The 24,816-nt window shown below is 63.1% G+C and carries 19 protein-coding genes and 1 pseudogene; 13 read left to right on the top strand and 7 right to left on the bottom strand.

Annotated elements, in window-relative coordinates:
• The 12 genes from glyS to AC15MQ_RS16810 all read left to right on the top strand — a co-directional run bounded on the left by glyS (position 1) and on the right by AC15MQ_RS16810 (position 10,780).
• Positions 1 to 2,073 carry a glycine--tRNA ligase subunit beta gene (gene glyS, locus AC15MQ_RS16865; protein WP_483080748.1) on the top strand — a complete coding sequence of 691 codons (2,073 nt, stop codon included), beginning with the start codon at positions 1 to 3 and terminating at the stop codon, positions 2,071 to 2,073.
• Positions 2,070 to 2,606, top strand: coding sequence for a D-glycero-beta-D-manno-heptose 1,7-bisphosphate 7-phosphatase (gmhB, locus tag AC15MQ_RS16860; protein WP_287654413.1), 537 nt, complete (start codon positions 2,070 to 2,072; stop codon positions 2,604 to 2,606). Before glyS ends, gmhB begins: the two co-directional genes overlap by 4 nt.
• Positions 2,606 to 3,349: a lysophospholipid acyltransferase family protein gene (locus AC15MQ_RS16855; RefSeq protein WP_483080747.1), complete on the top strand. Its 744-nt coding sequence runs from the start codon at positions 2,606 to 2,608 to the stop codon at positions 3,347 to 3,349. Before gmhB ends, AC15MQ_RS16855 begins: the two co-directional genes overlap by 1 nt.
• Positions 3,333 to 4,091 (top strand): M48 family metallopeptidase, encoded by a 759-nt coding sequence (locus AC15MQ_RS16850; protein ID WP_483080746.1) that lies wholly within the window; start codon positions 3,333 to 3,335, stop codon positions 4,089 to 4,091. Before AC15MQ_RS16855 ends, AC15MQ_RS16850 begins: the two co-directional genes overlap by 17 nt.
• Before the next feature lie 9 nt (positions 4,092 to 4,100).
• On the top strand, positions 4,101 to 4,487 hold the full coding sequence (gene gloA, locus AC15MQ_RS16845) for a lactoylglutathione lyase (RefSeq protein ID WP_483080745.1): 387 nt from the start codon (positions 4,101 to 4,103) through the stop codon (positions 4,485 to 4,487).
• An 11-nt stretch (positions 4,488 to 4,498) separates the two neighbouring features.
• On the top strand, positions 4,499 to 5,488 hold the full coding sequence (locus AC15MQ_RS16840; protein ID WP_483080832.1) for a YncE family protein: 990 nt from the start codon (positions 4,499 to 4,501) through the stop codon (positions 5,486 to 5,488).
• A gap of 80 nt (positions 5,489 to 5,568) precedes the next feature.
• The gene (locus tag AC15MQ_RS16835) at positions 5,569 to 6,324 is read left to right on the top strand and encodes a polysaccharide deacetylase family protein (RefSeq protein WP_483080744.1); all 756 of its coding nucleotides are present in this window, start codon (positions 5,569 to 5,571) and stop codon (positions 6,322 to 6,324) included.
• Positions 6,321 to 7,385 (top strand): sterol desaturase family protein, encoded by a 1,065-nt coding sequence (locus AC15MQ_RS16830; RefSeq protein ID WP_483080743.1) that lies wholly within the window; start codon positions 6,321 to 6,323, stop codon positions 7,383 to 7,385. The genes AC15MQ_RS16835 and AC15MQ_RS16830 overlap by 4 nt, the downstream gene beginning before the upstream one ends.
• Before the next feature lie 2 nt (positions 7,386 to 7,387).
• Positions 7,388 to 7,921 carry an HD domain-containing protein gene (locus AC15MQ_RS16825; RefSeq protein WP_350496543.1) on the top strand — a complete coding sequence of 178 codons (534 nt, stop codon included), beginning with the start codon at positions 7,388 to 7,390 and terminating at the stop codon, positions 7,919 to 7,921.
• Positions 7,914 to 8,534, top strand: a complete 621-nt coding sequence (locus tag AC15MQ_RS16820) for a LysE family translocator (protein WP_483080742.1) — start codon at positions 7,914 to 7,916, stop codon at positions 8,532 to 8,534. Before AC15MQ_RS16825 ends, AC15MQ_RS16820 begins: the two co-directional genes overlap by 8 nt.
• 180 nt (positions 8,535 to 8,714) lie before the next feature.
• A complete protein-coding gene (locus AC15MQ_RS16815) occupies positions 8,715 to 9,071 on the top strand; it encodes a hypothetical protein (RefSeq protein WP_483080741.1) in 357 nt (118 codons plus the stop codon).
• Between the two features lie 86 nt (positions 9,072 to 9,157).
• On the top strand, positions 9,158 to 10,780 hold the full coding sequence (locus tag AC15MQ_RS16810) for an ABC-F family ATPase (protein ID WP_332335588.1): 1,623 nt from the start codon (positions 9,158 to 9,160) through the stop codon (positions 10,778 to 10,780).
• A 9-nt stretch (positions 10,781 to 10,789) separates the two neighbouring features.
• Here AC15MQ_RS16810 and AC15MQ_RS16805 read toward each other — a convergent pair whose 3' ends face one another.
• The 4 genes from AC15MQ_RS16805 to AC15MQ_RS16790 all read right to left on the bottom strand — a co-directional run bounded on the left by AC15MQ_RS16805 (position 10,790) and on the right by AC15MQ_RS16790 (position 19,253).
• The gene (locus tag AC15MQ_RS16805) at positions 10,790 to 11,374 is read right to left on the bottom strand and encodes a hypothetical protein (RefSeq protein WP_483080740.1); all 585 of its coding nucleotides are present in this window, start codon (positions 11,372 to 11,374) and stop codon (positions 10,790 to 10,792) included.
• A gap of 146 nt (positions 11,375 to 11,520) precedes the next feature.
• On the bottom strand, positions 11,521 to 15,030 hold the full coding sequence (locus AC15MQ_RS16800; RefSeq protein ID WP_483080739.1) for an AAA family ATPase: 3,510 nt from the start codon (positions 15,028 to 15,030) through the stop codon (positions 11,521 to 11,523).
• Positions 15,027 to 16,292, bottom strand: a complete 1,266-nt coding sequence (locus AC15MQ_RS16795) for a metallophosphoesterase family protein (RefSeq protein WP_483080738.1) — start codon at positions 16,290 to 16,292, stop codon at positions 15,027 to 15,029. The genes AC15MQ_RS16800 and AC15MQ_RS16795 overlap by 4 nt, the downstream gene beginning before the upstream one ends.
• 15 nt (positions 16,293 to 16,307) lie before the next feature.
• Complete coding sequence (locus AC15MQ_RS16790; protein ID WP_483080737.1) at positions 16,308 to 19,253, bottom strand: transporter substrate-binding domain-containing protein; 2,946 nt, start codon at positions 19,251 to 19,253, stop codon at positions 16,308 to 16,310.
• A 256-nt stretch (positions 19,254 to 19,509) separates the two neighbouring features.
• On the opposite strand from AC15MQ_RS16790, the gene AC15MQ_RS16785 reads away from it, so the two are divergent.
• Positions 19,510 to 20,565: an NAD(P)-dependent alcohol dehydrogenase gene (locus AC15MQ_RS16785; protein ID WP_287654398.1), complete on the top strand. Its 1,056-nt coding sequence runs from the start codon at positions 19,510 to 19,512 to the stop codon at positions 20,563 to 20,565.
• 192 nt (positions 20,566 to 20,757) lie between these two features.
• On the opposite strand, the gene AC15MQ_RS16780 is transcribed toward AC15MQ_RS16785, so the two are convergent.
• The 3 genes and pseudogenes from AC15MQ_RS16780 to gltA all read right to left on the bottom strand — a co-directional run bounded on the left by AC15MQ_RS16780 (position 20,758) and on the right by gltA (position 24,225).
• Positions 20,758 to 21,492, bottom strand: coding sequence for a c-type cytochrome (locus AC15MQ_RS16780; protein ID WP_483080736.1), 735 nt, complete (start codon positions 21,490 to 21,492; stop codon positions 20,758 to 20,760).
• 637 nt (positions 21,493 to 22,129) lie between these two features.
• Positions 22,130 to 22,378, bottom strand: a pseudogene (locus tag AC15MQ_RS16775) (transposase); the annotation flags it as partial.
• A gap of 512 nt (positions 22,379 to 22,890) precedes the next feature.
• Positions 22,891 to 24,225, bottom strand: a complete 1,335-nt coding sequence (gltA, locus tag AC15MQ_RS16770; RefSeq protein ID WP_483080735.1) for a citrate synthase — start codon at positions 24,223 to 24,225, stop codon at positions 22,891 to 22,893.
• Positions 24,226 to 24,816: the final 591 nt, after the last annotated feature.

Genomic DNA, 24,816 nt, shown 5'->3' with positions numbered 1-24,816 from the left:
ATGAACGATACGCTCCTGATCGAGTTGCGCACCGAGGAACTGCCGCCAAAATCACTCAAGGTGCTGTCCGAAGCTTTTGCCGAGGCGGTTTTCTCCGCCCTGACGACGCAGCAGTTTGCTGCCGCGGACAGCGTCTGCACACCCTACGCCACACCGCGCCGTCTGGCGCTGACCATCACCGGGGTTGCCGGGCGCCAGCCCGACCGCATGCTGGAAAAGAAGGGCCCGTCGGTGGCCAGCGCCCTCGACGCCGCCGGCCAACCGACCAGGGCCCTCGAAGGCTTCATGCGCGCGGCGGGCGTCAGCTTTGCGCAACTGCAGAAGATCACCGACGGCAAGAGCGAGTACTTTGTCGCGCGCCGCGAGCAGCCGGGCGAGGAACTCGACAAGCACCTGGCCGAGATCGTTGCGCACGCCCTGCGCAAGCTGCCGATCGCGAAAGTCATGCGCTGGGGAGATTCGGAACATCAGTTCGTTCGCCCGGTGCATGGCCTGATCCTGCTGCATGGTACGCGCGTCGTCCCCGGCGAGGTGCTGGGCCTGCGGAGTGGCCGGACGACACTCGGCCACCGTTTCCTTGCGACGGGCGAGATCACCATCGACAGCCCTGCCGACTATGCACCGCGGCTGCTGGCGGGCAAGGTGATCGCCGCCTTCCCCGAGCGACGCGCGTCGATTGCCGCACAACTCGCGGCTGCCGCCGAAAAACTCTCGGCCCGCATCAATCCGGCTGATGGCCTGCTCGACGAGGTGACGGCGCTGGTCGAATGGCCGGCGGTCTATGTCGGCGAGTTCGAGCCCGAATATCTGGAAGTGCCGCAGGAATGCCTGATCCTGACGATGCAGCAGAACCAGAAGTATTTTCCGCTGCTCGACAGCGCCGGAAAACTGCTCAACAAGTTCCTGATCGTTTCCAACATGCAGGTCGACGACCCGCGCCATATCATTGCCGGCAACGAGCGCGTCGTGCGTCCACGCCTCTCGGACGCGCGCTTCTTCTACAACCAGGACCGCAAGAACGGCTTTGCCACGCGCGTCGTTCGCCTCGGTGCAGTGGTCTACCACCACAAGCTCGGATCGCTGGGCGACCGCGCGCAGCGAATGGGCCGGATCGCGCGCAGCATCGCCGAGAAGCTCGGAGCCGACGCCAACCTCGCCGAGCGCGCGGCCCTGTTTGCCAAGATCGACCTGCTGACCGACATGGTCGGCGAGTTCCCCGAACTGCAGGGCATCATGGGCCGCTACTACCTGCTGCACGAAGGGGGCTTGCCGGTGGTCGCCGACGCCATCGAACAACACTATCGACCGCGCTTTGCAGGCGACACCCTGCCGGCAGGCAACATCGCGTGTGCGGCGGCGCTGGCCGACAAACTCGACGCCCTGGTCGGCTTCTTCGGCATCGGGCAACTGCCGACCGGCGACAAGGATCCCTTCGGCCTGCGCCGTTCGGCGCTCGGCGTCCTGCGCATCCTGATGGAGACGCCGCTGCCGCTCGACCTCGGCGATCTGATCGGCGACGCCAAGGCGGCGCTGCGGCAGCAGGGCATCCAGCTCGAAGGGCTCGATGAACCGCTGCTGGGGTTCATGCTCGAGCGCCTGCGCGGCATGCTCAAGGACAGCGGCCATGCGGTCGACGTCATCGAGGCCGTGCTCACGCAACGGCCGACGCGTATCGACCTGGTTCCGGCCAGGTTGGCGGCGGTGCGCGAGTTCCTGGCGCTCCCCGAATCGCTGGCGCTGGCGGCGGCGAACAAGCGGATCGGCAACATCCTCAGGAAGGCCGAGTCGGTGCTTCCCGAGCCGGACGTCGCCCTGCTCGAGGAAGACGCCGAGAAAGCCCTGTTCCAGCGTGTGCTGCTGATCGCGCCAGTGGTCAGGTCGCACGTCGCCAACGAGGATTACGCCGACGCACTCAAGGTGCTGGCCTCGGTACGTGCCGAGGTTGACCGCTTTTTCGACGAGGTGATGGTCAATGTCCAGGAGCCGTTGCTCCGGGGCAACCGGCTGGGGCTCCTGAAAGCGCTGTTCGACCAGTTCAACGCGGTCGCCGACATCTCCAGGCTGGCCGTATGAAGCTCGTCATTCTCGACCGCGACGGCGTCATCAACTACGACTCGAAGCAGTTCATCCGGTCGCCTGCCGAATGGCGACCCATCCCGGGAAGCCTCGAGGCCATCGCCAGGCTCAACCAGGCGGGCTACCACGTGGTGGTCGCGACCAACCAGTCGGGGCTTGGTCGCGGCCTGTTCGACATGGATACGCTGAATGGCATCCACGAAAAAATGCATCGGACGGTCCTCGGAGTCGGTGGACGCATCGACGCGATCTTCTATTGTCCGCACACGGTCGAATCCGACTGTCTTTGTCGGAAACCGAAAAGCGGCATGTTCGAGCGCATCGCCAAGTGCTTCAACATCGACCTGCCAGGCACACCGGCCGTCGGCGATTCCCTGCGCGATCTGCAGGCCGCCGCTGCGGTCGGCGCCACGCCGCTGCTGGTGCTGACCGGCAAGGGGACGCAAACCAAGGACGAAGGCGGTCTTCCGGAGGGCACCCTGATCTTCCCCGACCTCGCCGCCGCGGCCGACCATATCCTGAGCCTGTGATGGCCGCTCTGCGTGCAGCGCTTTTTCTCCTGCTGGTCAGCCTGCTGACCATACCGTTCGGCGTGGCCGTTTCCCTGGCCGTGTTGTTTCCGATGCCCACGCGCTACCGGATCATCGCCGTCTGGCGCTGTGGCTTCATGGCCCTCTGCCAGTTCGTGCTGGGTATCCGCTACCGCGTCCTCGGCCGCGAGAACATCCCCGACGAGCCGTCGGTGGTGCTGGCCAAACACCAGTCGGCCTGGGAAACGGTCGGGCTGCAGGAGATCTTCCCGCCCCTCGTGTTTGTGCTGAAGAAGGAATTGCTGCGGGTACCGTTCTTCGGCTGGGGGCTGGCGGCGATGAAGATGATTTCGATCGACCGCGCGGCGGCCAAGGATGCCCTCAAGCAGGTCTTCGATCAGGGGCGCGAGCGGCTGTCCGCAGGCTATTGGGTGGTGATTTTCCCGGAAGGCACCCGTGTCGCGCCCGGACAAACGTGTCGCTACAAGCCGGGCGGCGCGCACCTCGCCGTCCGCAGTGGTGCCAGAGTGGTGCCGGTGGCGCACAACGCCGGGGAAGTCTGGGGAAAGGGCCTCCTGGACATCTCGGCAGGGCTGATCACCGTCAGCATCGGCCCGCCGATCGATCCCGCGGGCAAGACTGCGGTGAAGATCAATGCCCTGGCCGCCGCCTGGATCGAGGCCGAGATGCAGCGCATCTCGCCGCACCGCTACCCGGCTGTTGCCGATGCTGTCGCCGCCTGAATTGCCGCGCGCGTGCGTGCAGCCGGCGTGCGGCGAAACGCCACGGACCATCGCCCTTGGCGAGCACACCGTCAACTACCTGCTGCGCCGGGCCAGGCGCCGCAGCATCGGGCTCTCGATCGACCACCGCGGCCTGCGGGTCGGCGCCCCCAACGGCGCCTCGCTACGCGAAGTCGAGGCATCGATCCTGCAGCACCGCGAGTGGATCCGAAGCAAACTCGACGAATGGCAGGTTCGCCCCCATCCGGAACCGCTACGTATCGTCGATGGCGTGCAGATACCGCTGCTCGGCAGCCCGATCACCGTTCGCCTGGCCATCGGCGCCAGGCGCTGCGTCTGGAACCCGCAAACCCCCGAACGCGCACTCACCCTGTGTCTGCGCTCACCCGCGGAAGCACCGCTGCTGCTCGAGAGAGCGTTGCGCGAGCGGGCCAGCACGCTGTTCGTCGAGCGCCTGGGCCATTACGCTTCCCGGCTCGGCGTCGCCCTGCCGCGCCTGTCGTTATCATCCGCGCGCACCCGCTGGGGAAGCTGCAGCCTGCGCAGCGGCATTCGCCTGAACTGGCGGCTGATCCACTTCCCGCTGCCGGTGATCGACTACGTCGCGGTGCACGAACTGGCGCACCTGCGCGAAATGAACCACAGTGCGCGCTTCTGGTCGATCGTCGCGCAGGTGTACCCCGATTACCCGAACGCGCGCAAAGCCCTGCAGCTTGGCGCGACCCATTGCCCTCACTGGTAAGGAAAACGGATGCGGATTCTGCATACCATGTTGCGTGTTGGCGATCTTGATCGCTCGCTGGCCTTCTACACCGAGGTACTCGGCATGCGCGCCCTGCGTCGCCAGGATTACCCGGCCGGCCGCTTCACCCTGGCCTTTGTCGGCTTCGGCCCGGAAGCCGAAGGCGCGGTCCTTGAACTGACACACAACTGGGACACGCCGGCCTACGAGCTGGGCAACGCCTTCGGGCATGTGGCGATCGAAGTCGCCGACGCCTACGCGGCTTGCGCGCAGATCAAGGCGCGTGGCGGCAAGGTGGTGCGCGAAGCCGGGCCGATGCAGCACGGCACGACGGTGATCGCCTTCGTCGAGGATCCCGACGGATACAAGATTGAACTGATCCAGAAAAAGGCCTGAGCTTGCCCGCGATGATCGCCCTCTTCTTCGCCCACATCGTCCGCCGGCCTGCCGGATGGCTGCTGATGATCCTGCTGCTGTGCTCGACCACCGCGGCACACGCGCTGCTGGCGATTGCCCTGAACTCGGCAGACGGCACGATCAGCCTGATCGATACCGAGACCTACCAGGTCACCGGCAAGGCGACGGTGTGCAAGGAACCGCACCACCTGATGCCGACCCCCGACGAGAAATCCGTGGTCATTGCCTGTGCCGCCTCCAACCAGCTGGTGTTCTTCGACCCGACCACCGGTCAGGAACAGAAACGTATCCGTAACATTTCCGATCCTTATCAGCTGGGCTACTCGCCGAACCGGAAATGGTTCGTCGCCACATCGCTGCGCCTGGACCGGGTCGATCTCTATGACCCGACGGACTTCCGCCTGGTTGCCCGCCTGCCGGCACCGAAAACCCCCTCGCACATGGCCTTCGACGACGGCAGCCAGTTTGTCTTCGTGACCCTGCAGGACTCGAACGAAGTCATGGCGATCAGCCTCGGGACGCAAAAGATCGTCTGGGTCATGCCGGTCGCCGCCACCCCGGCGGGAATCGTGATGTCGCCGGACAATCGCTATCTGCTGGTCGCCTGCATGGGCGAAGGCGTCGTCGAGGTCATTGACTGGCGTGCCCAGAAGAGCGTCAGAAAGGTGCCGACCGCCACCGCCGCCCACAACCTTCAGCCGAAGGGCGACGGGCGCCATTTCTTCGTTTCGAATCGCTCGGTCGATGGCAGTATTTCGCTGCTCGATACGCAGACCATGACCGTCGTGGAAAAATACGATGTCCCCGGTGGACCGGACGACATGATGGTTCGCGCCGACGGCAAGGAACTCTGGGCGACGGCACGCTTCGCCCGCAAGGTACAGGTCATTGATCTGGTCAGCAAGAAGCTCAAGATGTCGATCCCGGTCGGCAGTTCGCCGCATGGCGTGTTCTTTCTCAACCACGCGGGTCTGCGATGAACGCCTCAAGGCATGGCCGGCCCTGGCCAACGGATGAACACGCGGCATGAGCCACGTCAGCAGGGGTGGCCGGAAAAACCATGCGCTCTAGCCTCCTGGCCCGAATCCTGATGTTGCTGGGCAGCGGCATGCTGTTGCTGACCACGCCCGCGGCACACGCCACGGCGGCTTGCCAGGCGGGCACCCTGTACCTGACCTTTGACACCGGCAACATGCGGCACGCCGAACTGATTGCCGATACGCTCGCCAGGCACGGCGTCAAGGCGACCTTCTTCCTGGCGCAGGAAGAGTCGACCCGTGGTGACCATGCGCTCGACGCCGGTTGGGCGCCGTACTGGCGCGCGCGCGTCGCCGAAGGGCACGCCTTCGGCAGCCACACCTGGCGGCACGGGAGCTTTCGCAGCGACAGCGGCGAGCGGGTCCGCTACCGGCTGCCGGATGGCCGCAGCGAAACCCTGGACGCAGCTGCCGTGTGCGAGGAATTGAAGCGTCCGGACAGCCGCTTCCAGGAACTCACCGGGCATCGACTCGCCCCCCTCTGGCGCGCGCCGGGTGGGCGCACCACCCCGAACACGCTCGCAGCGGCGCGTGCCTGTGGCTACCAGCATGTCGGCTGGGCACCGGCCGGCTTCCTCGGTGACGAGTTGCCTTCCGACAGCTACCCGAACGCATTACTCGTGCAGCGCGCGCTCGACCGCCTGAAGGATGGCGACATCGTCATGGCCCACCTCGGGATCTGGTCGCGCAAGGATCCCTTTGCGCCGATGCTCGACCCCTTGATCAGCGGCCTCAAGAGCAAGGGCTTCTGTTTTTCCACCCGTCGGCCACAGCCATGAGCAACGCCTTACTGGAAGCCTTCGTCGCTCTGCAGGACTGGCTGCTGGCGCACCTGCTGGAGCCCGTGCTGCTGACCCTTGGGCTGGGAAGCTATCTGGAAATGGCCTTCGACGGCGTTGAATTCTTCCTCTGCGGGGTGCTGCAGATCACTGCCGCCTACCTGCTGTTGCGGCCGCTGGAGGCGCTGCGCCCGATCGAAGTCTGGCCCGACCGCAAGGCAGTGCGCGTCGACGTGCTGTATTCGTTGCTCGACCGGCTGGGCATCATCCCGCTCCTCGTGTTCGCCCTGCTGGCCCCGCTCTTCGTGTCGGTGGATGGCTGGCTGCGTTTTCACGACATCATCCCCCGGCAACTGGAAGACCTGTTTCCGGCGCTGGAAGCACGCCCCCTGCTCAGCTTCCTGATCTATCTGATCCTCCTGGACTTCGCCGAATACTGGCGCCACCGCTTCTCTCACACGCTCCGCTGGTGGTGGGCGCTGCACGCGATCCACCACAGCCAACGCCAGATGACCCTGTGGACCGACAGCCGCAACCATCTGCTCGACGACCTCATCGGCGGCTTCTGGTTCGCCGTCATTGCGCTCCTGATCGGCGTCCCGCCGGGCCATTTCATCGTCCTGCTGATCGCCGTGAAAACCGTCGAAAACCTGTCGCACGTCAATGCCCGGCTGTCGTTCGGACGCCTTGGCGAGCTGCTGCTGGTCAGCCCGCGCTACCATCGCTGGCACCATGCGATCGAGCTTCCCGAAGGCCGACAGTACCGCTTCGGCTGCAATTTCGCGATCCTGTTTCCGATCTGGGATCAACTCTTCGGCACCCAGTATCGCGGGCAGGCGATGCCGCCTTCCGGCCTGAGCCACGGACCGCTGGCCGAATCCGCCGCGCAGAGTGGCTTCTGGCGGCAGCAGTGGGAAGGACTGCGGGCACTGCTGGCCACCGTGCTGCCGGCTTCGTCGCCGCCGCAGACAGCCCTGGCCCATGCCCCGACGACAGCGGTGCCCTTGCCGTCGCACGCCGCCGACCAGCAGCGCGCACGACACCCCAGTGAAACGCCATAGACATGCTCGATGATGCCCGCTCCTTCGCTGTGACTGCACACGGCAGCCAGATGTATGGTGCCAAGCCGTATGTCTTTCATCTCGATGCGGTCGTCGGACTGTTGACGCCCTACGGCGTCGAGGCACAGATCGTCGGCTACCTGCATGATGTTGTCGAGGACACCGCGGTCACCGAAGACGAGGTGCGCAAGCGCTTTGGGCACCTGGTAGGTGAATGCGTCAGTCTGCTGACCGACGCACCGGGGGCCAACCGGGCCGAGCGCAAGGCCGGCACCTATGCCCGGCTGGCAACGGTTGCCGGCCCCGGGGAACTGGCACTGGTGGTCAAGGCCGCCGATCGCCTGGCCAACGTCCGAAGCTGCGTCGTCGACCAGCGCTGCGGACTTTGGGGGGTGTACCGCAGCGAGCACGCCGCCTTCAGGCGGGCCGCCTATCGTGAAGGGCTTTGTGACCCCCTGTGGGAGGAACTCGATGCCTTGCTGGATACCGCGTCCGACGCCGGGAGCCGCAGCGACCAAGGATCGACCGATGTTTGACATCCAGAACTACGCGAGCTTTGTCGGCGCGATTTTCGTTTTCCAACTGATCCCCGGCCCGGGCACGCTGGCGATTCTCAACGCCACGGCGCGCAACGGCGTCGCCGCGGGACTGGGCGCTGTCATGGGGACCCTGCTGGGTGACATGGTCTATATGGTGGCAGCGGTGCTCGGCCTGGCTGCGGTGATGCATTCAGTGCCTGCCCTGTTTCAGGGGCTGCAATGGTTTGGCGCGGCCTATCTGGGCTGGATGGGTCTGCAATTGCTGCGCAAGCCCATCGCCGATGTCAGTGGTGCGCCGGAAGCCCGAAAAAGTGGCTGGGTCTATTTTCGTCAGGCCTTCGCGGTCAGCCTCACCAACCCCAAGGTCGTACTCTTCTTCGTCGCCTTCTTTCCGCTCTTTCTCCGCGCGGACGCTTCATCGCTGACGCTCGGGGTAATGATGGCGCACGTGACCCTCCTCAGTTTCCTCTATCAGGCCGCGCTGGTACTGGTCGGCAACGCCGTGGCAAGCAAGCTGTCACGCCTGCCCTGGGTACGCCGGCTGGCCACGCGCGCGGCGGGCGCTGCCCTGCTTGCTTTCGGCATCAGGCTGGCGTTCGACAATCGCTGAGGACGGGCATCCCGGTCGCGCGGCATTGGCGGCGGATAGACTGGCAAGCCGTCGCGCCTATCTGCAGCCCGCCGAGGTGCACCGCCGCATTGCCATTGGCGATGCTGACTGATCGGCATCGGCGGCGTGCCGATCCGAGAACCGCAATCCCGCCGCCACCACCAGAAGGGAGAACACGCCATGCACGGCAATACCATCTTGCTCAGAGCCGCGATGCTGATTGTCGCCTGCGCACTCGCCGCATGCTTCCCTGGCCCGGAGAAGGTCGGGGACCTGGCCAGGGCTTCGATGCAACAGTATTTCCGCAGCAACCCGGAGTTCCAGGGCAGCGGCATCGAGGTGGTGCGCGTGCGCGTGACCGGCGGTGGCGACAGGCAGTTCGCTGCACTGGCGAGTGTGTCGTATGCCGGAACGACCCATGAGATACCGGTAACCGTCATCGTCGACGGCATCAATCTGCAATGGTTTGCCGAGCCCGGAGCCTTTGCCTTCGTCTCGCAGACCAGCGCCCCGCCTGCGCACGCCCCCCGGGAGTAGAACGAGGGCCGCCGGCAGGCACATCGCCGGTCCCTGATGTACAATAGCGCCCTTTTGCAACCTGATGATTTTACCGAGGTTTCTTCGTGCTCGTCGCCAACAACATCACCATGCAGTTCGGGGTCAAACCCCTCTTTGAAAACGTTTCGGTCAAATTTGGCGAAGGCTATCGCTACGGACTGATCGGCGCCAACGGCGCCGGCAAGTCGACCTTCATGAAGATCCTCGCCGGCGAACTCGAACCCACGGCCGGCAACGTCGCCAAGGACGTGCACGAACGCATGGCCTACCTCCGCCAGGACCAGTTCGCTTTCGAACAGCAGCGGGTGATCGACGTGGTGATGATGGGCCATGAGGAGATGTGGGCCTGCATGCTGGAGAAGGACGCGATCTACGCCAACCCGGAAGCGACCGAGGAAGATTACCTGCACGCTGCCGATCTGGAAGCCCGCTATGCCGAATACGGCGGCTATACCGCCGAGGCACGCGCCGGGGAACTGCTGCTCGGCGTGGGCATTCCCGCCGAGCAGCACTTTGGCCCGATGAGTGACGTCGCGCCGGGCTGGAAGCTGCGCGTACTCCTCATCCAGGCGCTCTTTGCCGACCCCGAGATCCTGCTGCTCGACGAACCGACCAACAACCTCGACATCGCCACCATCCGCTGGCTGGAAAACGCGATCAACGAGCGCAACAGCACGATGGTCATCATTTCGCACGATCGCCACTTCCTCAACCAGGTGTGCACGCACATGGCCGACCTGGATTACGGCAAGATCGCCATCTATCCGGGCAACTACGACGATTTCATGGAAGCCTCGACGATGGCCCGCGAGCGGCAGCAGAACGCCAACGCCAAAGCCAAGGAACGGATCGCCGAGCTGCAGAACTTCGTTCGCCGTTTTTCGGCCAACGCGTCGAAGGCCAAGCAGGCCACTTCCCGCCAGAAGCTGATCGAAAAGCTGAAGCCGGAGGACGTCAAGCCGTCGTCACGCCAGTATCCCTGGATCCGTTTCGAGTTCGACGAAAAGGAGAAACTGCATCGCCAGGCGGTCGAGATCGAAAACCTCGACTTCGCTTATCCGGGCAGCTCCCGCAAGATCTTCAGCAGGTTCACCCTGTCACTCAATGGTGGCGATCGCCTGGCGATCATCGGCGAAAACGGTGTCGGCAAGACGACCCTGTTGAAGCTGCTGATGGGCGAACTGCAACCCCAGCGCGGCAGCATCAAATGGGCGGAGAAGGCACGCCCCGGATATTATGCACAGGATCACGCCAAGGATTTCAGCAGCGATACCAACCTCACCGACTGGATCGCCGGCTACGCGCGCAGCAGCGCTAGCGATGGCGAGGACCTCGCGACACTGATCCGCGGCACCCTCGGACGCCTTCTGTTCTCCGGCAACGAGGTGCGCAAGGCGGTCAAGGTGATCTCTGGCGGCGAGCAGGGCCGCATGATCTTCGGCAAGCTGATGCTGATGAAGCCGAACGTGCTGGTCATGGACGAGCCCACCAACCACCTGGACATGGAATCGATCGAGTCACTCAACACCGCGCTCGAAAAGTTCAAGGGGACGCTGGTCTTCGTTTCGCACGACCGCGAGTTCGTCTCGTCGCTGGCCACGCGTGTCCTCGAAGTGCGCCTCGATGGCAAGGTGGTCAACTACCCGGGCAATTACGAAGAGTACCTGGCCAGCCAGGGCATCGCCTGAAACGCACGGTCAGTTGGCGGGAGCCGGCTTGCCGCCCTCGCGGGCAGCCTTCCTGGCCTCGCGCTCGGCATCCTGCTGGGCACGCTTCTGCAGTTTCGCCTGCCGCCTGGCCTGGTCGGCGGCCGCTTTCTTCTGCCCCTCTTCAGCCTTTCTCGCCTTGTCGGCGAGTTTCTTTTCGCGCGCGCTGGCCTTCGCAGCTTCCTCGGTGCGGTGGCGCTCGGCGTTCTCCTGCTGATCGGCCTCGCGTTGCTGTTGATCGACGGCGCGTTTGCTCTCCTTGGCTTCGACTTCCTGCCGCTTCGCCTGCCGCTCGAAGTCGCGAGCCGGCTGATCGAGCCTGCGCGCCTCGACGATGGACGCCGTATAACGCTTCTTGGCCGCAACCAGACAATCGTTGACCAGCAACTTCGTGTAGCAACGGTCCTGATCAGCCTGATGACGGCGCTCCGCCTCGGCGCGCATCGACGCCGCCCGCGTCCGCTGCTCTCCGGCGGCTTCGAGCGTTTGCGGCACCTCCGGCGCCGCCTCCGGTGGCGCCGCCCAGGCCGCGCAACTTACCCACAGCGAAAACAACAGCACCTGTCCTGTACGCATGCAATCCTCCTTGTACCCCCCACATGCCGCCGCCCGGCAAACCCGTGCACTATAAGCGACGCAGCCGCTTGCGTTCGAATCGATGCCGTTCAGTCTGAATCCATCAAACGCGCCGGCCAAACGCCTCACGGCATTTGTCCGCCGGATCACGGCGACAGGCGCTGTACCCGATACGCGTCGTCACCGATGGCCGCCCGCGCCACATCGAGCAAGTGCTCGTGGTGCGTCAGGAACAGCACCTGCGTATGCCGGGAGAGATCGGCCAGCACCTGGAAGGTCGCCGCCGCGGCCTCGTCGTCGAACTGGATCAGGATGTCATCGACGATCACCGGCAAGGGCTCGCCGTTTTCGAGGTGCCCTTCGATGGCGGCCAGGCGCAAGGCGAGAAAGAGCTGATCGCGGCGACCGGTGCTCAGTTGCTCCATCGTCAGACGCTCGCCATCGGCGCGAACGGCTTTGAGGATCTGCCGCTCGTCGTCGTAATCGACGACCACGCCACGATAACGGCCGGCGGTGATCACCGCAAATCGCCGCGACGCCTGCTCGACGAGCGGCCCCTGGTTCCGTTTCTGGTAGGCGTCGATGACCTGAGCAATCACCGCCGAAGCGATCCGCGTCGCGGCATAATCGGCCCCGAGTTCACTGATCCGGGCGGCGTACTGCGCGGCTTTCTGTTGCGCATCGGCAGCCACGGCGGAACCGTCCATCTTCTCGAACGCCTGCCTGGCGGCCAGGTACACTTCGTGGCGGAGCTGTACCGTTGCGGCACTTCGTTCCTGTTCCCGCATGTTGTGGTCGAGGGCCTCGGCAATCGCATCCGGTTCCTGGCCAACCGCCTGCCTGAGCGCTTCTGCCAGCGGCAAACCCGCTGACTTCACCAGCCGGGCTTCGATTTCCCGCACTTCAGTCACCAGGGCGGCGCGCAGGGCGCTCTCGCCCTCGACCAGTTCGAGATCTTCGAGCGTCCGGCAGTCTGCCTGCTGCAGGAGCCTGTCGATGATCGCGGCGGCGTCCTGCGCAGACTGGCGAGCTGCGGCCACGGCCTGCTGGGCATCGGCGAGCTGTTGCGTGAGCGTGTTTTTCCTGTCCTGCTGCAAACGAGCCGCCCCCAGTTCGCGGTACAACTCGCCGGCCAGGACGTCGTGGGTTCGTCCGTCTTCGGGAATCGGCTGATGACGGACGCGCAGCCAGGTCCTGGTGAGTCGGGTTTCATAGTCGTCAATCTGGATGCCGGCGTTGCGCTGCTCGTTCTCTGCCTGATCCAGCGCGGCACGCGCCAGGGCCAGCGCAGAAAGCTGTTCGAGTCGAGCGTCCGCTTCTTCCTCGCTGGCCTCGCTGGTCAGTCGAATCGCCAGCATGGCTTCGCCCCATTGCTTCTTCCACTCGTCCAGTTGCCTGCGGCTGGCAATTTCTGCGGCCCCGGCATGCTGGACCGCGGCAGCCGCCTTTGCCCTGGCGGTCGTCTTGAGTTGTCGCTGGGTCAGATGGTCGGCATGGTGCCTGGCGATGGCACGGGCGCGCGCCAGCGTTTCCGAAAGCCGCTCGCCGGGTGCCGGGACCGGCCGCTTCATCAGGCCATAAATTTCGCTGAGTCGGCTACGGATCTCACGCGCACGCCGGCGCCTTTGCTCTGCCTCCTGCCGCGTGGCCTGCCAGGCATTGCGGCGTTGCAGAAAGGCCTCGCGCCTGGCGATCCATGGCGCCCCTTCGCTGAGTTTCAGAGGAGGCCAGCCATGCACACCGATCAGTTCGCCCCAGCGCCGTTCGAGATCCTCCCGGTCCTTGCCAACCGACGCCGCCCGGCCTTTTTCCAGATCGAGTGCGCTCTGCATCTGGGTTTCGCGGACACGAAATTCAGCGTAGCGGGTCACGCGCTCGGCATCGGCAAAGAGGCCGTCGGCGGTAGTGTCGGCACGAGTCACGGCGTGTTCGTAGGGTTCGCTCGACGGCGGCGGCTCCGCTGCCAGCGATTCACCCGCTAATGGCATGAAGTGGCGGCGAATACCCAGCCAAAGCAGGTCCCGCTTCTCGCGCTCAAGCGCCAGTGCGGTCTTGGTCGGCACCTCGCCACGGATCTCCAGGCCCTTGATTTCGCCGCGCAAGGCGGCAAGATCGTTCTCGATCTTTTCCATCGCCTCCCGAATCGAGCGCGTCCGACGACGCAGCTCTTCGTCCTCCGACTTGAGCAACTGGACTTCCGCTTCGAGCGGGATCGTGGTTCTCGCCACCGCCTCGGCGGAAGCCATTTTCAGGACTCCGGCTTCGCTGTTGAGCTGCACTTCTGCCGCCGTCGCTTCGTCTTCGAGTTGTTGCGCCCCAGCTTCGGGATCGCCATGATCGGCGATCGAGTCGAGAAAGGCCCCCAGATCCCCCGAGCAGGCTTCGCTCCCAAGGCCGAGGATTTCCGCGTCGAGCTGCTGCAGCTCGAACTGCTTCTCGCCGAAAGTCTTGAGGCATGCCCGGTGAGTCGCCTTGAGCATCGCGCCGGCAGTGATCAAGGCCCGAATCCGCGCCACACCGGTCGGATCCGGAAGCCATTGCAACGGCTGTTCTGGCCATTGTTCACCGGCGATCTGCCTGACGATGGCAGCAAACTCGCCGCGCGCCCTTTCGATGCCGAATGCTGCCTTGGCGAGCTGCATGCTCGCCTCACGGTAGGTGCCGGTCGCGTGCTGGAGCGCCTCGACGGATTCCGCATCGGCCAGCACGGCGTCGTTGATCTCGATCGCCTCGAGTTCAGCCTGGTGCTGCCGCCAACGTTGCGAAGCCATCCGCTCGGCCTCAACGCCGGCGTTCTGCTTGGTGACCGCCGCCACCCGCTCGGCAGGAGCAGAAGGTGGAAGCATAGGCACATCGGCCCGTTCAGCCAGGCGCTGCTGCGCCAGTTCGAGGGCGGCCACATCCGGAAGAATCGCCGCCAGCCGCTCCAGTCGGCGAGCATCCTTGAGCAGGCGCGCCTGCTCGGCCCTGGCCGCTGCGTATTCGCTTTCCGCCGTCGCCAGTGCAGCCTTTCTGGAACTCCACTCGGCCGGACGCACGGCAGCGTCCTTCGCCTGCTTGCGAGACGCTTCGTATTGCGACAGCGTGCGGTAGATGACCGAGGTGGACGCGCGCGGCTTGAACAAGGTTTCGGCCTCGCGGTCGAGCCTTGCCCGCAGTGTACGGATCGAACCGAGGCCGGCGCCAGCCTCGAAGAGGCTTTCGCCGGCATCCCCCTTGCCTTGCGCCAGCGCTTCGCCACCGCGCACCAGGGCTTCGTGATCGAGGCTGAACATCGCCAGAAAGAGCCCCTGGCTGAGGCCACCCAGCCATTCGCGCAGGCGCTCCTCCGGAACGGCCTCCGACAACTCGTCGCCACTCGTCGGATTGTAGCTGAGCAGGGTGTTGACGCGCCCCTTGCGGCGCATGACGGCCAGTTGTTCACCAGCGGAAGACGTGAGGACCACCCCCACCCGCAGCTTTGGTTTGCCATGCCGGTGGCCGTCTCGGGTCTGCTCGGGAACTCCGAAGAGAGCACCGTTGATCGCCCGCCAAAGCGTGGTCTTGCCGGCCTCGTTTGGCCCGCAAATGATATGCAGCCTGGCACTGCCGCGGAAATCGAGGCGTTGACCGGTGAAGTGGCCGTACGCCTTGAGGTCGAGCTGGTCGATCTTCACGCGCCGTCCTCTGCGGAAGTTGCAGCCAGCAGGCGTTCTCTGGCGCTGGCGAGAGCGTCGGACAGCGCCTCCCTGGAATCCAGCGCCCAGTCGCCGTGGCATCCGCGCAGTTCGGCTGGCAGCTTCTGGCCTAGATCGGCCAACACGCCGTCGGCCAGACTCTGCAGCGCATCGGGATCGGCCGCCAGCGCGTCGAGTGATCGAATCAGCAAGCCAATGGGATCGTCACGCCTTGCGAGCCGGGCGAGATCGAGCGGCGCACTGACCTTGAGACGCACTTTCTCCAGCCAGGCCATGCCCGCCGACGCTTCGCCGACCGAGGCGGCAAGTTGTGCCCGCAGCGACTCCCGACCGGCTACGAGCCGGCCATGCAAGGAGCCCCGACCGCCAAGCGTCAGGCGCAGGGCAAGGATCCGGTCCTCCGCTACCGTTTGCGCGACCCGCACGGCGGATTGCACGGCCGCGTGCAGGTCGTCCTCGGTCGTGAAAGCCGCGATGTCGATGTTAAGGTGTTGCCAGCGCGCGACGTCGGTGGCCACGAACTCGACCGCGCGAATGCCGAACGCCGGTTCGGCGTCGACCAGCATGCAGCCCTTGGGACCGGTTTCGCGGGCGTGCCTTCCCTGGGTGTTTCCTGGAAAGACGATCCACGGAAGCTGCTGAACAATTTCCCGCGTATGGACATGACCGAGTGCCCAATAGTCGTAACCCTTGCAGTTCAGTCGATCGATGGTCGTCGGCGCGTAGGGCTGGTGCCCGACGCGCCCCGCGAGCGCGGTATGCAGCACGCCCACATTCAATAATCCGCCGCGTGGCGGCGGGTACCCCGCCGCGAGGTCCGCCGTCACTGCCTCGGTCGCGAAGCTCTGACCGTGGATGGCGATACCGAGTCGCTCATCGACGACGGTGGTCGGGTGACTGGCGGGAAATACGCTGACCGTTTCCGGCAAGGGCACCGATTTGGTCAACTTGCTGAGCGCGTCATGGTTGCCGTAGATCAGGAAGACCCGGATGTCCGCTTCAGCCAGTCGCCGCAGTTGTGCGGCGAAGAACAATCCGGTATTGAAGTCAGGCCAGTCGCCATCGAAGACGTCACCGGCGATGATGACGAAGGCCACCGCGTGCTCGACGGCAAGATCGACGATATTGGCGAAAGCCCTGCGCGTGGCGTCCCGCATCGCCTCCGCCGGAGCCCCGTCATAAAGTTCGAGACCGCGCAGCGGACTGTCGAGATGGATGTCAGCGCAGTGGATGAAGCGCATTGACCCTCCTGTGGATCAGCAATTCTTACGCCCAGACGCGTCCTGGATCAGGGATGACGTCAGCCATTTCAACAGGATTTCAAAGAGCAGAGTGGGTTCAAAGGGCTTGAGCAGGACGTCATTCATTCCGGCGTCCAGGCAGCGGGCCTTGTCCTCGGCAAAGGCATTCGCGGTCATGGCGATGATGGGTGTCTGCCGGTGTGCGGGTATTTCACGTATCTGCCGAGTCGCTGTCAACCCGTTTGCATTCGGCATCTGCACATCCATGAAAATCGCCGCATAGACCGTTTGCCTGGCCATGACCACCGCCTTCTCGCCATCCTCGGCGGTATCAACCAGGAGACCGATATCCTCCAGCAATGTCCTGGCGATTTCCCTGTTCAAGAACTCGTCATCGACGACCAGGGTACGACATCCAGCGAAGCGCTTCTGGACGAGCGCCTCGGCGTCTTCGCCCGGTGCCGGTCGGGCGGCAATTACCCCAGTCCCCTTGCGCAGCCTCGCCGTAAACCAAAAGGTGCTGCCGCTCCCCGGCGTACTCTCGACGCCCGCCTCACCGCCCATCAATTCGGCCAGCCGCCGCGTGATGGCCAGCCCAAGGCCGGTACCACCATACTTCCTGGTCGTCGAATTGTCGGCCTGCTCGAAGGCGCTGAAGAGTCGGGGCAATGCTTCGGGCGCAATGCCAATGCCGGTATCCTTGACCTCGAAGCGCACCACTACCGCTTCCGCGGTCTCCTCCTGCTTGCCGATGTGCAGCGTTACGGTACCCGTGTCCGTAAACTTGACGGCGTTGCTCGCGTAGTTCAGCAATGCCTGCTGCAATCGCGTCGCGTCGCCCATCAAGTGCGATGGTAATGGATCGCTACTGACCGTCAGGCGGATGTTCCTGGCCCTGACGCTTTCGTCGAGAATCGAACTGACATTGCTTAGCAGGCTGTCGACGGTTAACGGCGCTTCCTCCAGGTCCAGCTTGCCGGCCTCGATCTTTGAAATGTCGAGAATGTTGTTGATCACGGACAGGAGATGCTGGGTCGACGTGGCAATCTTGTCGAGACGTTCCAGTTGCTTCCGGGTTAGGCCATCACGTCGCAGGAGGTGCACCATACCCAGAATGCCATTCATTGGGGTTCGGATCTCGTGGCTCATGTTGGCGAGGAAGGTGCTCTTGGCACGATTGGCGGCCACGGCAACATTCCTGGCAACTTCGGCTGCATCGGTTGCCGCTTCGGCAACACGCTTGGCATGGATCGATTCTTCCAGAAAACGCTGCGTCCTGGTGCGCTCGATGCGCAGCGTCCAGTTCCAATAGAGCACGACCATAAGGATCAGACCGCCGATCACGACGACCCACAGGATCAGCGTGTAATTGACGCGTGGCTCAAACTCCACGCTCCCCCATTTCTGGGCAATGACGTTTCGCTCTTCCGCGCTCAGGGCGGCGAATCCCTTGTCGATCAGCGCCGCCAGTTCAGGCCAGTCGCCACGCACGGCCATGGCGTTGGAATGGTTTCCGAATGGCGTCGGGGCGACCACCATCAGGTTGTCGAGCTGCTGCTCCCTGACCAGGTAGCTGCCAACGGTCAGATTGCCCACGTAGGCGTCCGCCTGACCGGTGGCGACGGCTTGCAGGGCGTCCGCCGAACGGTTGACCTCGAGCATTCGGATCGCCGGGAAATCCGACTGGAGTCTTTCGGCGATCGCGTAGCCCTTCTCCACCGCCACGGTCTTTCCGGCAAGCCCTTCGGGACCGCTGATGAAAGGGCTGCCTTTGCGGGCGAAGACGACCCACGGCGAGGTAAGGTAATCGCCGGTCAACGCAAATTCCTGTTCCCGTCGTGGCGTGCGACTCATCGTCAGTAGCAGGTCATAGTGCTGGCGTTTGCCCCGCACGTCCTCCACAGCTTCCGTCCAACTGCTGGTGTCTGAAACGTACTCGACCCGGAAGCCCAAATGCCTGGCGATGAGATCGAGATAATCGATGGCGATGCCCGAAGGCACCGGCTTTGTGAACATGTAGGGTGGCCAGTCGCTGATGCGTACCCTGACCGTTTGCCCCTGCGCCAGCCAGGACTTTTCGGCATCGCTCAGACCGATCCTGGCCGTCGCATCCATCGTGAAGTCGCCGTACCAGCGGCGGGACAAGGCCAGTTGCTGCGCTTCGCTCAGGTCGCCGAGTGCCTTGTTCAGGAGAGCGACCAGTTCCGGCCAATCCTTGCGTACCGCAATCACCGTATCGGCCTTGCTTTCGATGATCTGGGCGGTGAGTTTGTAGCCGAGATTGCTGTTTTTCCGACGCTCAAGTTCAACACCCATTGAACCGATGATGGCCTCCACCTGGCCACTCATCAGAGCCGCAATCGCGCCCTCGATCCGTTCGTGGGGCAACCCTGAAATCCCGGGATGCTGGCGCAGCAAATCCTGCGACATCGCTTCGCCCTTGAGGTAGGCGACCTTCTTGCCGTGCAACTCGCTCAACTGCCGCGCCGGTGCGGCCTGGTCGCTGCGCGCGTAGAGGAACAGGTAGTTGGACCCCACCTTGTCGCTGAGAAGAAAATCCTCCCGCCAGACAGCGAGCTTTCTGACCATCGCCAGGCCCGTGCAACGCTGCGCCTTGGCATCGGCGATCGCCTTGTGCCACGGGACAACCCGTATCCTGATCGAGGTGCCGAGACGTTCGCTGAGCAGCCTGTAGAGGTCGGGAACATAGCCCACGGGCTGCTGGTTCTTGTCCAGATAGAGGCCAGGCGGGAAGGCATCGGTATAGCAAAACGTAAGGTCCGGATGGGCCGTCAGCCAGGCGCGCTCGGCGGTGCTCAGGGCAATTCGCGCGGAATCGGCCGCTCTGCCTGTTGTTGGCGTGAGCAGAAGGCCGGCGAATAGGCAACTCATGAATATCAGAAACACCAGCCGGGTTGCCAGCGCCAACCTCTGCATGGGTGTCGATACGTCCATAAGCATCTCTGGCGATCCCAAACGGTACATGTCCAGCCAGCCAGTCCGGCAAGGAAGGTGAACCGGCCGCTGCATCTGCTGCAAGTCCAGTCCGACAGACGATGATCTATCCGGAAGTGCTTCAAGCTCATGCAAATTCTACCTGCTTTTCAAATGCATCCAGAAACACTACATTGAAGGCATCTGGGCGGGGCAAGCCACAACGACAGGCAACCAAGCAAGAAGCGCCCGACTATTTGCCAATCAGAGCTGGAGAAACGAGATGACGATGAACGTACTGGGCTATGCCGCACAATCAGCAAAGGATACCCTGGCTCCCTTCCGGTTCGAGCGCCGTGATCCACGTCCTGATGACGTTATGGTCGAGATAGTGAACTGCGGGGTATGCCACTCCGACCTGCACATGGTGCGCGATGATTGGGGCTGGAGTTTCTATCCCCTGGTTCCCGGCCATGAAATCATTGGGCGCGTAATCAGCACCGGCACCGATGTCACCCGCTTCAAGCCGGGCGATCATGTCGGCATCGGGTGCATGGTCGATTCCTGCCGGCAGTGCGACCCCTGCAAGCAAGGGCTGGAACAATACTGCGAAGCCGGCCATACCCTGACGTACGCCTCGCACGACCGCCACGACCAGCGACCCACCTACGGCGGCTACTCGGAGAAGATCGTGGCCTCCGAGAAGTTCGTCGTCAAGGTTCCGGATGGTTTGGACCTGGCTGGTGCTGCGCCGCTGCTGTGCGCCGGAATCACCATGTGGTCGCCGCTGCGGCATTGGCAGGTCGGCAAGGGCAGCAAGGTGGCGATTACCGGCCTGGGCGGTCTGGGTCACATGGGACTGAAACTGGCCAGAGCCCTTGGCGCCGAGGTCACGTTATTCACCCGTTCGCCAGGCAAGGAGCAGGACGCACGCCGGCTGGGGGCCGACCATATCGTGCTCTCCACCGATGAAGCACAGATGGCAGCCGTCAAAGGACGCTTCGATCTGGTTATCGACACGGTGCCTTACGTACATGATGTCAATCCCTATCTGCCCACACTGAAACTCAACGGAACGCTGGTACTCGTCGGATACGTGGGTGGCCTGGAGCCATTCCTGAGCACCATCCCGCTGATCCTCGGCCGCAAGTCGGTGGCCGGTTCAGTCATCGGCGGCATTGCCGAGACCCAGGAACTGCTCGACTTCTGTGGACAGCACGGCATCATCTCGGATGTCGAGGTCATCAAGATTCAGGACATCGATGCCGCCTACCAGCGCATGCTGAAGAGTGACGTGAAGTATCGCTTTGTGATCGACATGTCTTCGCTGAAATCCTGAGCGCCAGCCCTGGCCTTCTCGACAAAGGGGGGCGCAGTGACCAAGGTTATCGTCGCCATCGCTGCCGGTTCTGTCTGCGGGGCGATCAACTGCTGAAAGATGCGCGACAGGGTTGCCTCAAGGTGATCGACCCGCGCTTCACCACCGGAAGCAGGTCTCTGATCGAGCGTCGACGCACCGAAAACCGCGTGCCTACTGCCGCATGGCCGGCGCCTTGGCCTTGCACGTTTTACCAGGCATCACCAGGCTCGACTGGTAAGCCGAAATCGCGAGCAGTTGATCGTCGTTGTACTTGCTGATGATCCTGACCATTTCGGGATCGGCGTTGCGGCGCTGGCCGTCGCGGATCTGGGTCATCTGGTGCAGCAGGTATGCATAGTGCTGCCCTGCGATCACCGGATAGCGCTTGTGCCTGGAGCCTTCACCGCTGGGCCCGTGGCATGCCCTGCACTCCTTTTTGTAAAGCTCTCTGCCGTTCGCCACTTGCTTGACGGCGTCTTGAGCCTCGTACTGGCCATGCTCGAGAGGGATGCACAGCCCTTCGAGATAGGCGGCGAGATCGGCCAGATCCTGCGGATCGGTCAGTGCCGCCGCAAACGGGTACATCGTTGGATTGTCCCGCAAACCGGCGCGGATGTCGGCCATCTGCTTGATCAGCACGCTGCTGTGCTGGCCCGCGATCTGAGGGATGCTGCCGTCCGAACGGCCACCCCCCGACGGCAGGTGGCAACTGCGACACAGCGCGTAGAGGACCGCACCGCGCTTTCTGCTGCCCTTGCGCTCCAGCGCTTCGTTCTTTTCGCCCGCCAGCGCCTGCCAGGGGTAATCCTTGATCCCGATCCCCGTAGCGCGAGGTGCAGAAGGCTCGGCATGCGCAAGCACCACGGCCTGCATCGCCAACAAAAGCGCCAGAACCAGATTCTTCATTGCCCACTCCATGTTGTTCGAAAATTGCCGGTTGCCAGTCGGCAGGCAGCCCGCCTGTTGAATCTCGCGCCAAACCGGAAGCCAGTGAGGGTGATCGGCACCCTTTCTTGTTCTGTTACGGCGGATCGCCGTCCATCACTCACCAACTCACACCATCCCCCTTGCCGACAGGAAGAGCAACCGTGGGTTATCCGGTGATGCCACGAAACCGAAGCGCTGGTAGCAGGTCGCTGCCTGCTGATCGATGACATCAACGAACAGACCGATACCGCCACCCTCAGTGTAGATTCGTTGCGCCCGCGTCAGAGCATCCACTAACAGCAATTCCCGGCATTATGTAGCAACCACCCCCAGCGCCTAGCCGTCGGCTCAGCCAAAATGCACTTGTTTTCGACGAACAGGAGCATTTTTCATGGCAGAGAGCCACGTGGTGACGGCCCTGGTAACCAAGCGTGCCGAGATGGACGGGCTTATCGAGCAGCACAGGAAGGAAATGGGGCGACTGGCAACTGATCTGGCCCATCTGGACGCGACCCTCAAGCTGTTTTCCCCGGAAATCGACCTGCGGACGCTCCGCGCCAAGGAGCACCGGACGCGGAACCGCTTCTTCCGGCCGGGGGAATGCCAGCACATGGTGCTTGTGGAAGGCGAAAATCGTTCCGGACGTGACGGAGAAATCCTCCTGGCAGCCTACACAGCGCCAAATCTGGCGCGCCGGCCGGAAGTAGTGCCGGTGCACCAGCCCGCAGTGCGGGCAGATCACTTCGTCCCCATCGCCCCAGCGCACGCGCCGGAACAGGGAAAAGGCATCATCGTCGCTCATGCCCAGGACTTCCACCAGGGACCGCGTCCGGGCTTCGGCTTTCAGCAGGAAATGGAGACTCATCGCAGGGGCTCACGGGGGGTATGTCGTGTGCACCAGTGTATCCGTGGCCGGGCTCACAGGATGCGCTTGCCGGAAAAAGCGTCGGCGCCGGGACGGCCCCCAGGAGGTTGGGGTGGCTGCTCCATAATGCCGCATTATCCCATTACAAGAGCGCACCAGATGAGCCTCTTTTCGCGTTGGCGTACGTCAAGAAACCAAAGCATACGCCAACACAAAACCCGCCAAAGACCGTCAAATAGTCAAGCAAAAACAACCGCTTGAAAAAATACGTACCAAATTTGCGAAGTCCGGAGGTTTCGAGAGAAATGGTCCCTGGGGCGGCAGACTTTAGGGAGCGCTGCTGGCGAATGTCGATAGACTGAACCCATCCGCAGGACTTGGCTGGTGCGGTCATTGACACCCACGGCGAGCCCAGGCATGAGCCTGCGATAAAGTGCACGTCAGGAGTTGGTTTGGGGCCGGGCAAGCCGGCCGGGCCAGGCCGCAACCCAGTACCACTGCGTGCCTGAGTATCAGCGCTCCGCGAGGGGTAAATAGGGCCGAATCGGATGACCGGTGTAACGCTGTCTTGGCCGAGCGATATGTTGATCCGGCGCCTCGATCATCTCTTTCCATTGAGCGATCCAGCCGATCGTGCGGCCAAGCGCGAAGAGAGACGGAAACATCGCTTTGGGGAAACCAATGGCCCGCAGCATGATGCCCGAGTAGAAGTCGACGTTGGGAAACAGCTTGCGCTGGACGAAGTAATCGTCATCAAGGGCAATGCGCTCAAGTTCGAGGGCCAGCGCGAACAACGGTTCTTCATTCTTGCCCAGTTCCGCGAGTACCTCGTAGCAGGATTCGCGCAGGATCGCCGCACGTGGGTCGTAATTCTTGTAAACCCGGTGACCGAAGCCGGTAAGCCGGAAAGGATCGCTCTTGTCCTTGGCACGCTTGATGTAGATGGGGATACGGTCCTTGCTCCCGATCTCCTCGAGCATGTTCACCACCGCCTCGTTTGCGCCACCGTGGTCCGGCCCCCAAAGTGCCGTGATTCCGGCGGCGACGCATGCATAAGGATTGGCATGACTCGAGCCGGCAATGCGCACCGTCGCCGTGGAGGCGTTCTGCTCGTGATCGGCGTGCAGCACCAGAAAACGGTTGATGGCGCGTGCCAGCACAGGGCTCACCACATATTCCTGTGCGGGTATGCCAAAAGCCATCCGGAGGAAATTTGAGGCGTATCCCAACCCGTTGCGAGGGTACAGGAAGGGTTGCCCGAGCGAGTACTTGAACGCCATTGCGCAGATGGTCGGCATCTTGGCGATGAGGCGGTGCGTTGCCACCATCCGGGCTTCGGGATCCGTGATGTCGATCTTGTCATGATAGAAAGCGCTCAGCGCTCCGACGGTGCCCACCATCACTGCCATCGGGTGTGCATCCCGGCGGAAGCCCTCGAATAACCGCTTGAACTGCTCGTGGACCATGGTGTGGTGGCCAATCAGATCGTCGAATTGCTTGAGTTCTGATTGCGTAGGTAGCTTCCCGTAGAGGAGGAGATAACAGACTTCGAGGAAGTCGGCATGGGCCGCAAGTTCTTCGATGGGGTATCCGCGATGCAGAAGGATGCCGCGTTCGCCGTCGATGAAGGTGATCGCCGAATCGCAGCTCGCGGTCGACATGAACCCCGGGTCGTAGGTGAAGTAGCCCGTCTCTGCGTAGAGCGGCCGGACGTCAATGACCTTGGGACCGTGGGTACCTCCAAGAACGGGAAGATCGTATTGCCTCCCGTCTGCATGAAAGACAATGGTCACTTTCTCGCCCTCTACCGGCGGAGTGATCGTCAGATCGGGAAGTGCGCGTTTCATTTTGGCCCCCTTCCTGCGTGCAACTCGTCATCATTCGGTAGAACGGACTCAGCCCGGAAGGTGAGTCGACCCTTGCTGCGTCCGCCCGACAGATCTTCCCTGTGTGCAGAATCTCGCCAGGCACAACAAGTCGCGTGGCGCCACGGAGAGTATATGCACCCCCTGCAAGCGGCGTCAATCTTGAACTTGGCGCCAGGCCCCTGAATGGCCCCCGACCCGGATGAACAACGATTTAGCCTTCGTGTAGAAGAGCGAATGCCCGCAACGGTGGGAGCAGGAACGGTCATCTTACATCGTGACCTTGCACGGCGGGAATAGCCCGTCGATTACCGATCACCCACCAGACATTTCGCGATGGCGTACCTCACGGAACCAAAGCATAAGCCAACACGAAACACGCCCGCAGCCCTAAAAACGTACATCTAAACAACAGCTTGAAAAATCCGTACCAAATTTCCGAAGTCAGGAGGTTTCGAGATAAACGCCCCGTAAGACGCCAAAATGCGTCTGATATGACATTTGTTGGGTAGGCGAAGCAGGAGGTATAAACGAAAAACCCCGCAAAACAAGGCGTTGAGCGGGGTGTTCGTT

Source organism: Candidatus Accumulibacter propinquus (assembly GCF_056856495.1).
Note: the sequence above shows the minus strand (reverse complement) of the source record. Positions and strands in the feature narration are given on the sequence as shown.

Bases quoted from the DNA above. Each gene is read 5' to 3' on its own strand.
- AC15MQ_RS16790 (WP_483080737.1), bottom strand. From the start codon at position 19,253: ATGCTTATGGACGTATCGACACCCATGCAGAGGTTGGCGCTGGCAACC.
- AC15MQ_RS16805 (WP_483080740.1), bottom strand. From the start codon at position 11,374: ATGCGTACAGGACAGGTGCTGTTGTTTTCGCTGTGGGTAAGTTGCGCG.
- AC15MQ_RS16785 (WP_287654398.1), top strand. From the start codon at position 19,510: ATGACGATGAACGTACTGGGCTATGCCGCACAATCAGCAAAGGATACC.
- glyS (WP_483080748.1), top strand. From the start codon at position 1: ATGAACGATACGCTCCTGATCGAGTTGCGCACCGAGGAACTGCCGCCA.
- gltA (WP_483080735.1), bottom strand. From the start codon at position 24,225: ATGAAACGCGCACTTCCCGATCTGACGATCACTCCGCCGGTAGAGGGC.
- AC15MQ_RS16840 (WP_483080832.1), top strand. From the start codon at position 4,499: ATGATCGCCCTCTTCTTCGCCCACATCGTCCGCCGGCCTGCCGGATGG.
- AC15MQ_RS16825 (WP_350496543.1), top strand. From the start codon at position 7,388: ATGCTCGATGATGCCCGCTCCTTCGCTGTGACTGCACACGGCAGCCAG.
- AC15MQ_RS16855 (WP_483080747.1), top strand. From the start codon at position 2,606: ATGGCCGCTCTGCGTGCAGCGCTTTTTCTCCTGCTGGTCAGCCTGCTG.
- AC15MQ_RS16820 (WP_483080742.1), top strand. From the start codon at position 7,914: ATGTTTGACATCCAGAACTACGCGAGCTTTGTCGGCGCGATTTTCGTT.
- AC15MQ_RS16850 (WP_483080746.1), top strand. From the start codon at position 3,333: ATGCTGTCGCCGCCTGAATTGCCGCGCGCGTGCGTGCAGCCGGCGTGC.
- AC15MQ_RS16795 (WP_483080738.1), bottom strand. From the start codon at position 16,292: ATGCGCTTCATCCACTGCGCTGACATCCATCTCGACAGTCCGCTGCGC.
- gloA (WP_483080745.1), top strand. From the start codon at position 4,101: ATGCGGATTCTGCATACCATGTTGCGTGTTGGCGATCTTGATCGCTCG.
- AC15MQ_RS16780 (WP_483080736.1), bottom strand. From the start codon at position 21,492: ATGAAGAATCTGGTTCTGGCGCTTTTGTTGGCGATGCAGGCCGTGGTG.
- gmhB (WP_287654413.1), top strand. From the start codon at position 2,070: ATGAAGCTCGTCATTCTCGACCGCGACGGCGTCATCAACTACGACTCG.
- AC15MQ_RS16815 (WP_483080741.1), top strand. From the start codon at position 8,715: ATGCACGGCAATACCATCTTGCTCAGAGCCGCGATGCTGATTGTCGCC.
- AC15MQ_RS16830 (WP_483080743.1), top strand. From the start codon at position 6,321: ATGAGCAACGCCTTACTGGAAGCCTTCGTCGCTCTGCAGGACTGGCTG.
- AC15MQ_RS16835 (WP_483080744.1), top strand. From the start codon at position 5,569: ATGCGCTCTAGCCTCCTGGCCCGAATCCTGATGTTGCTGGGCAGCGGC.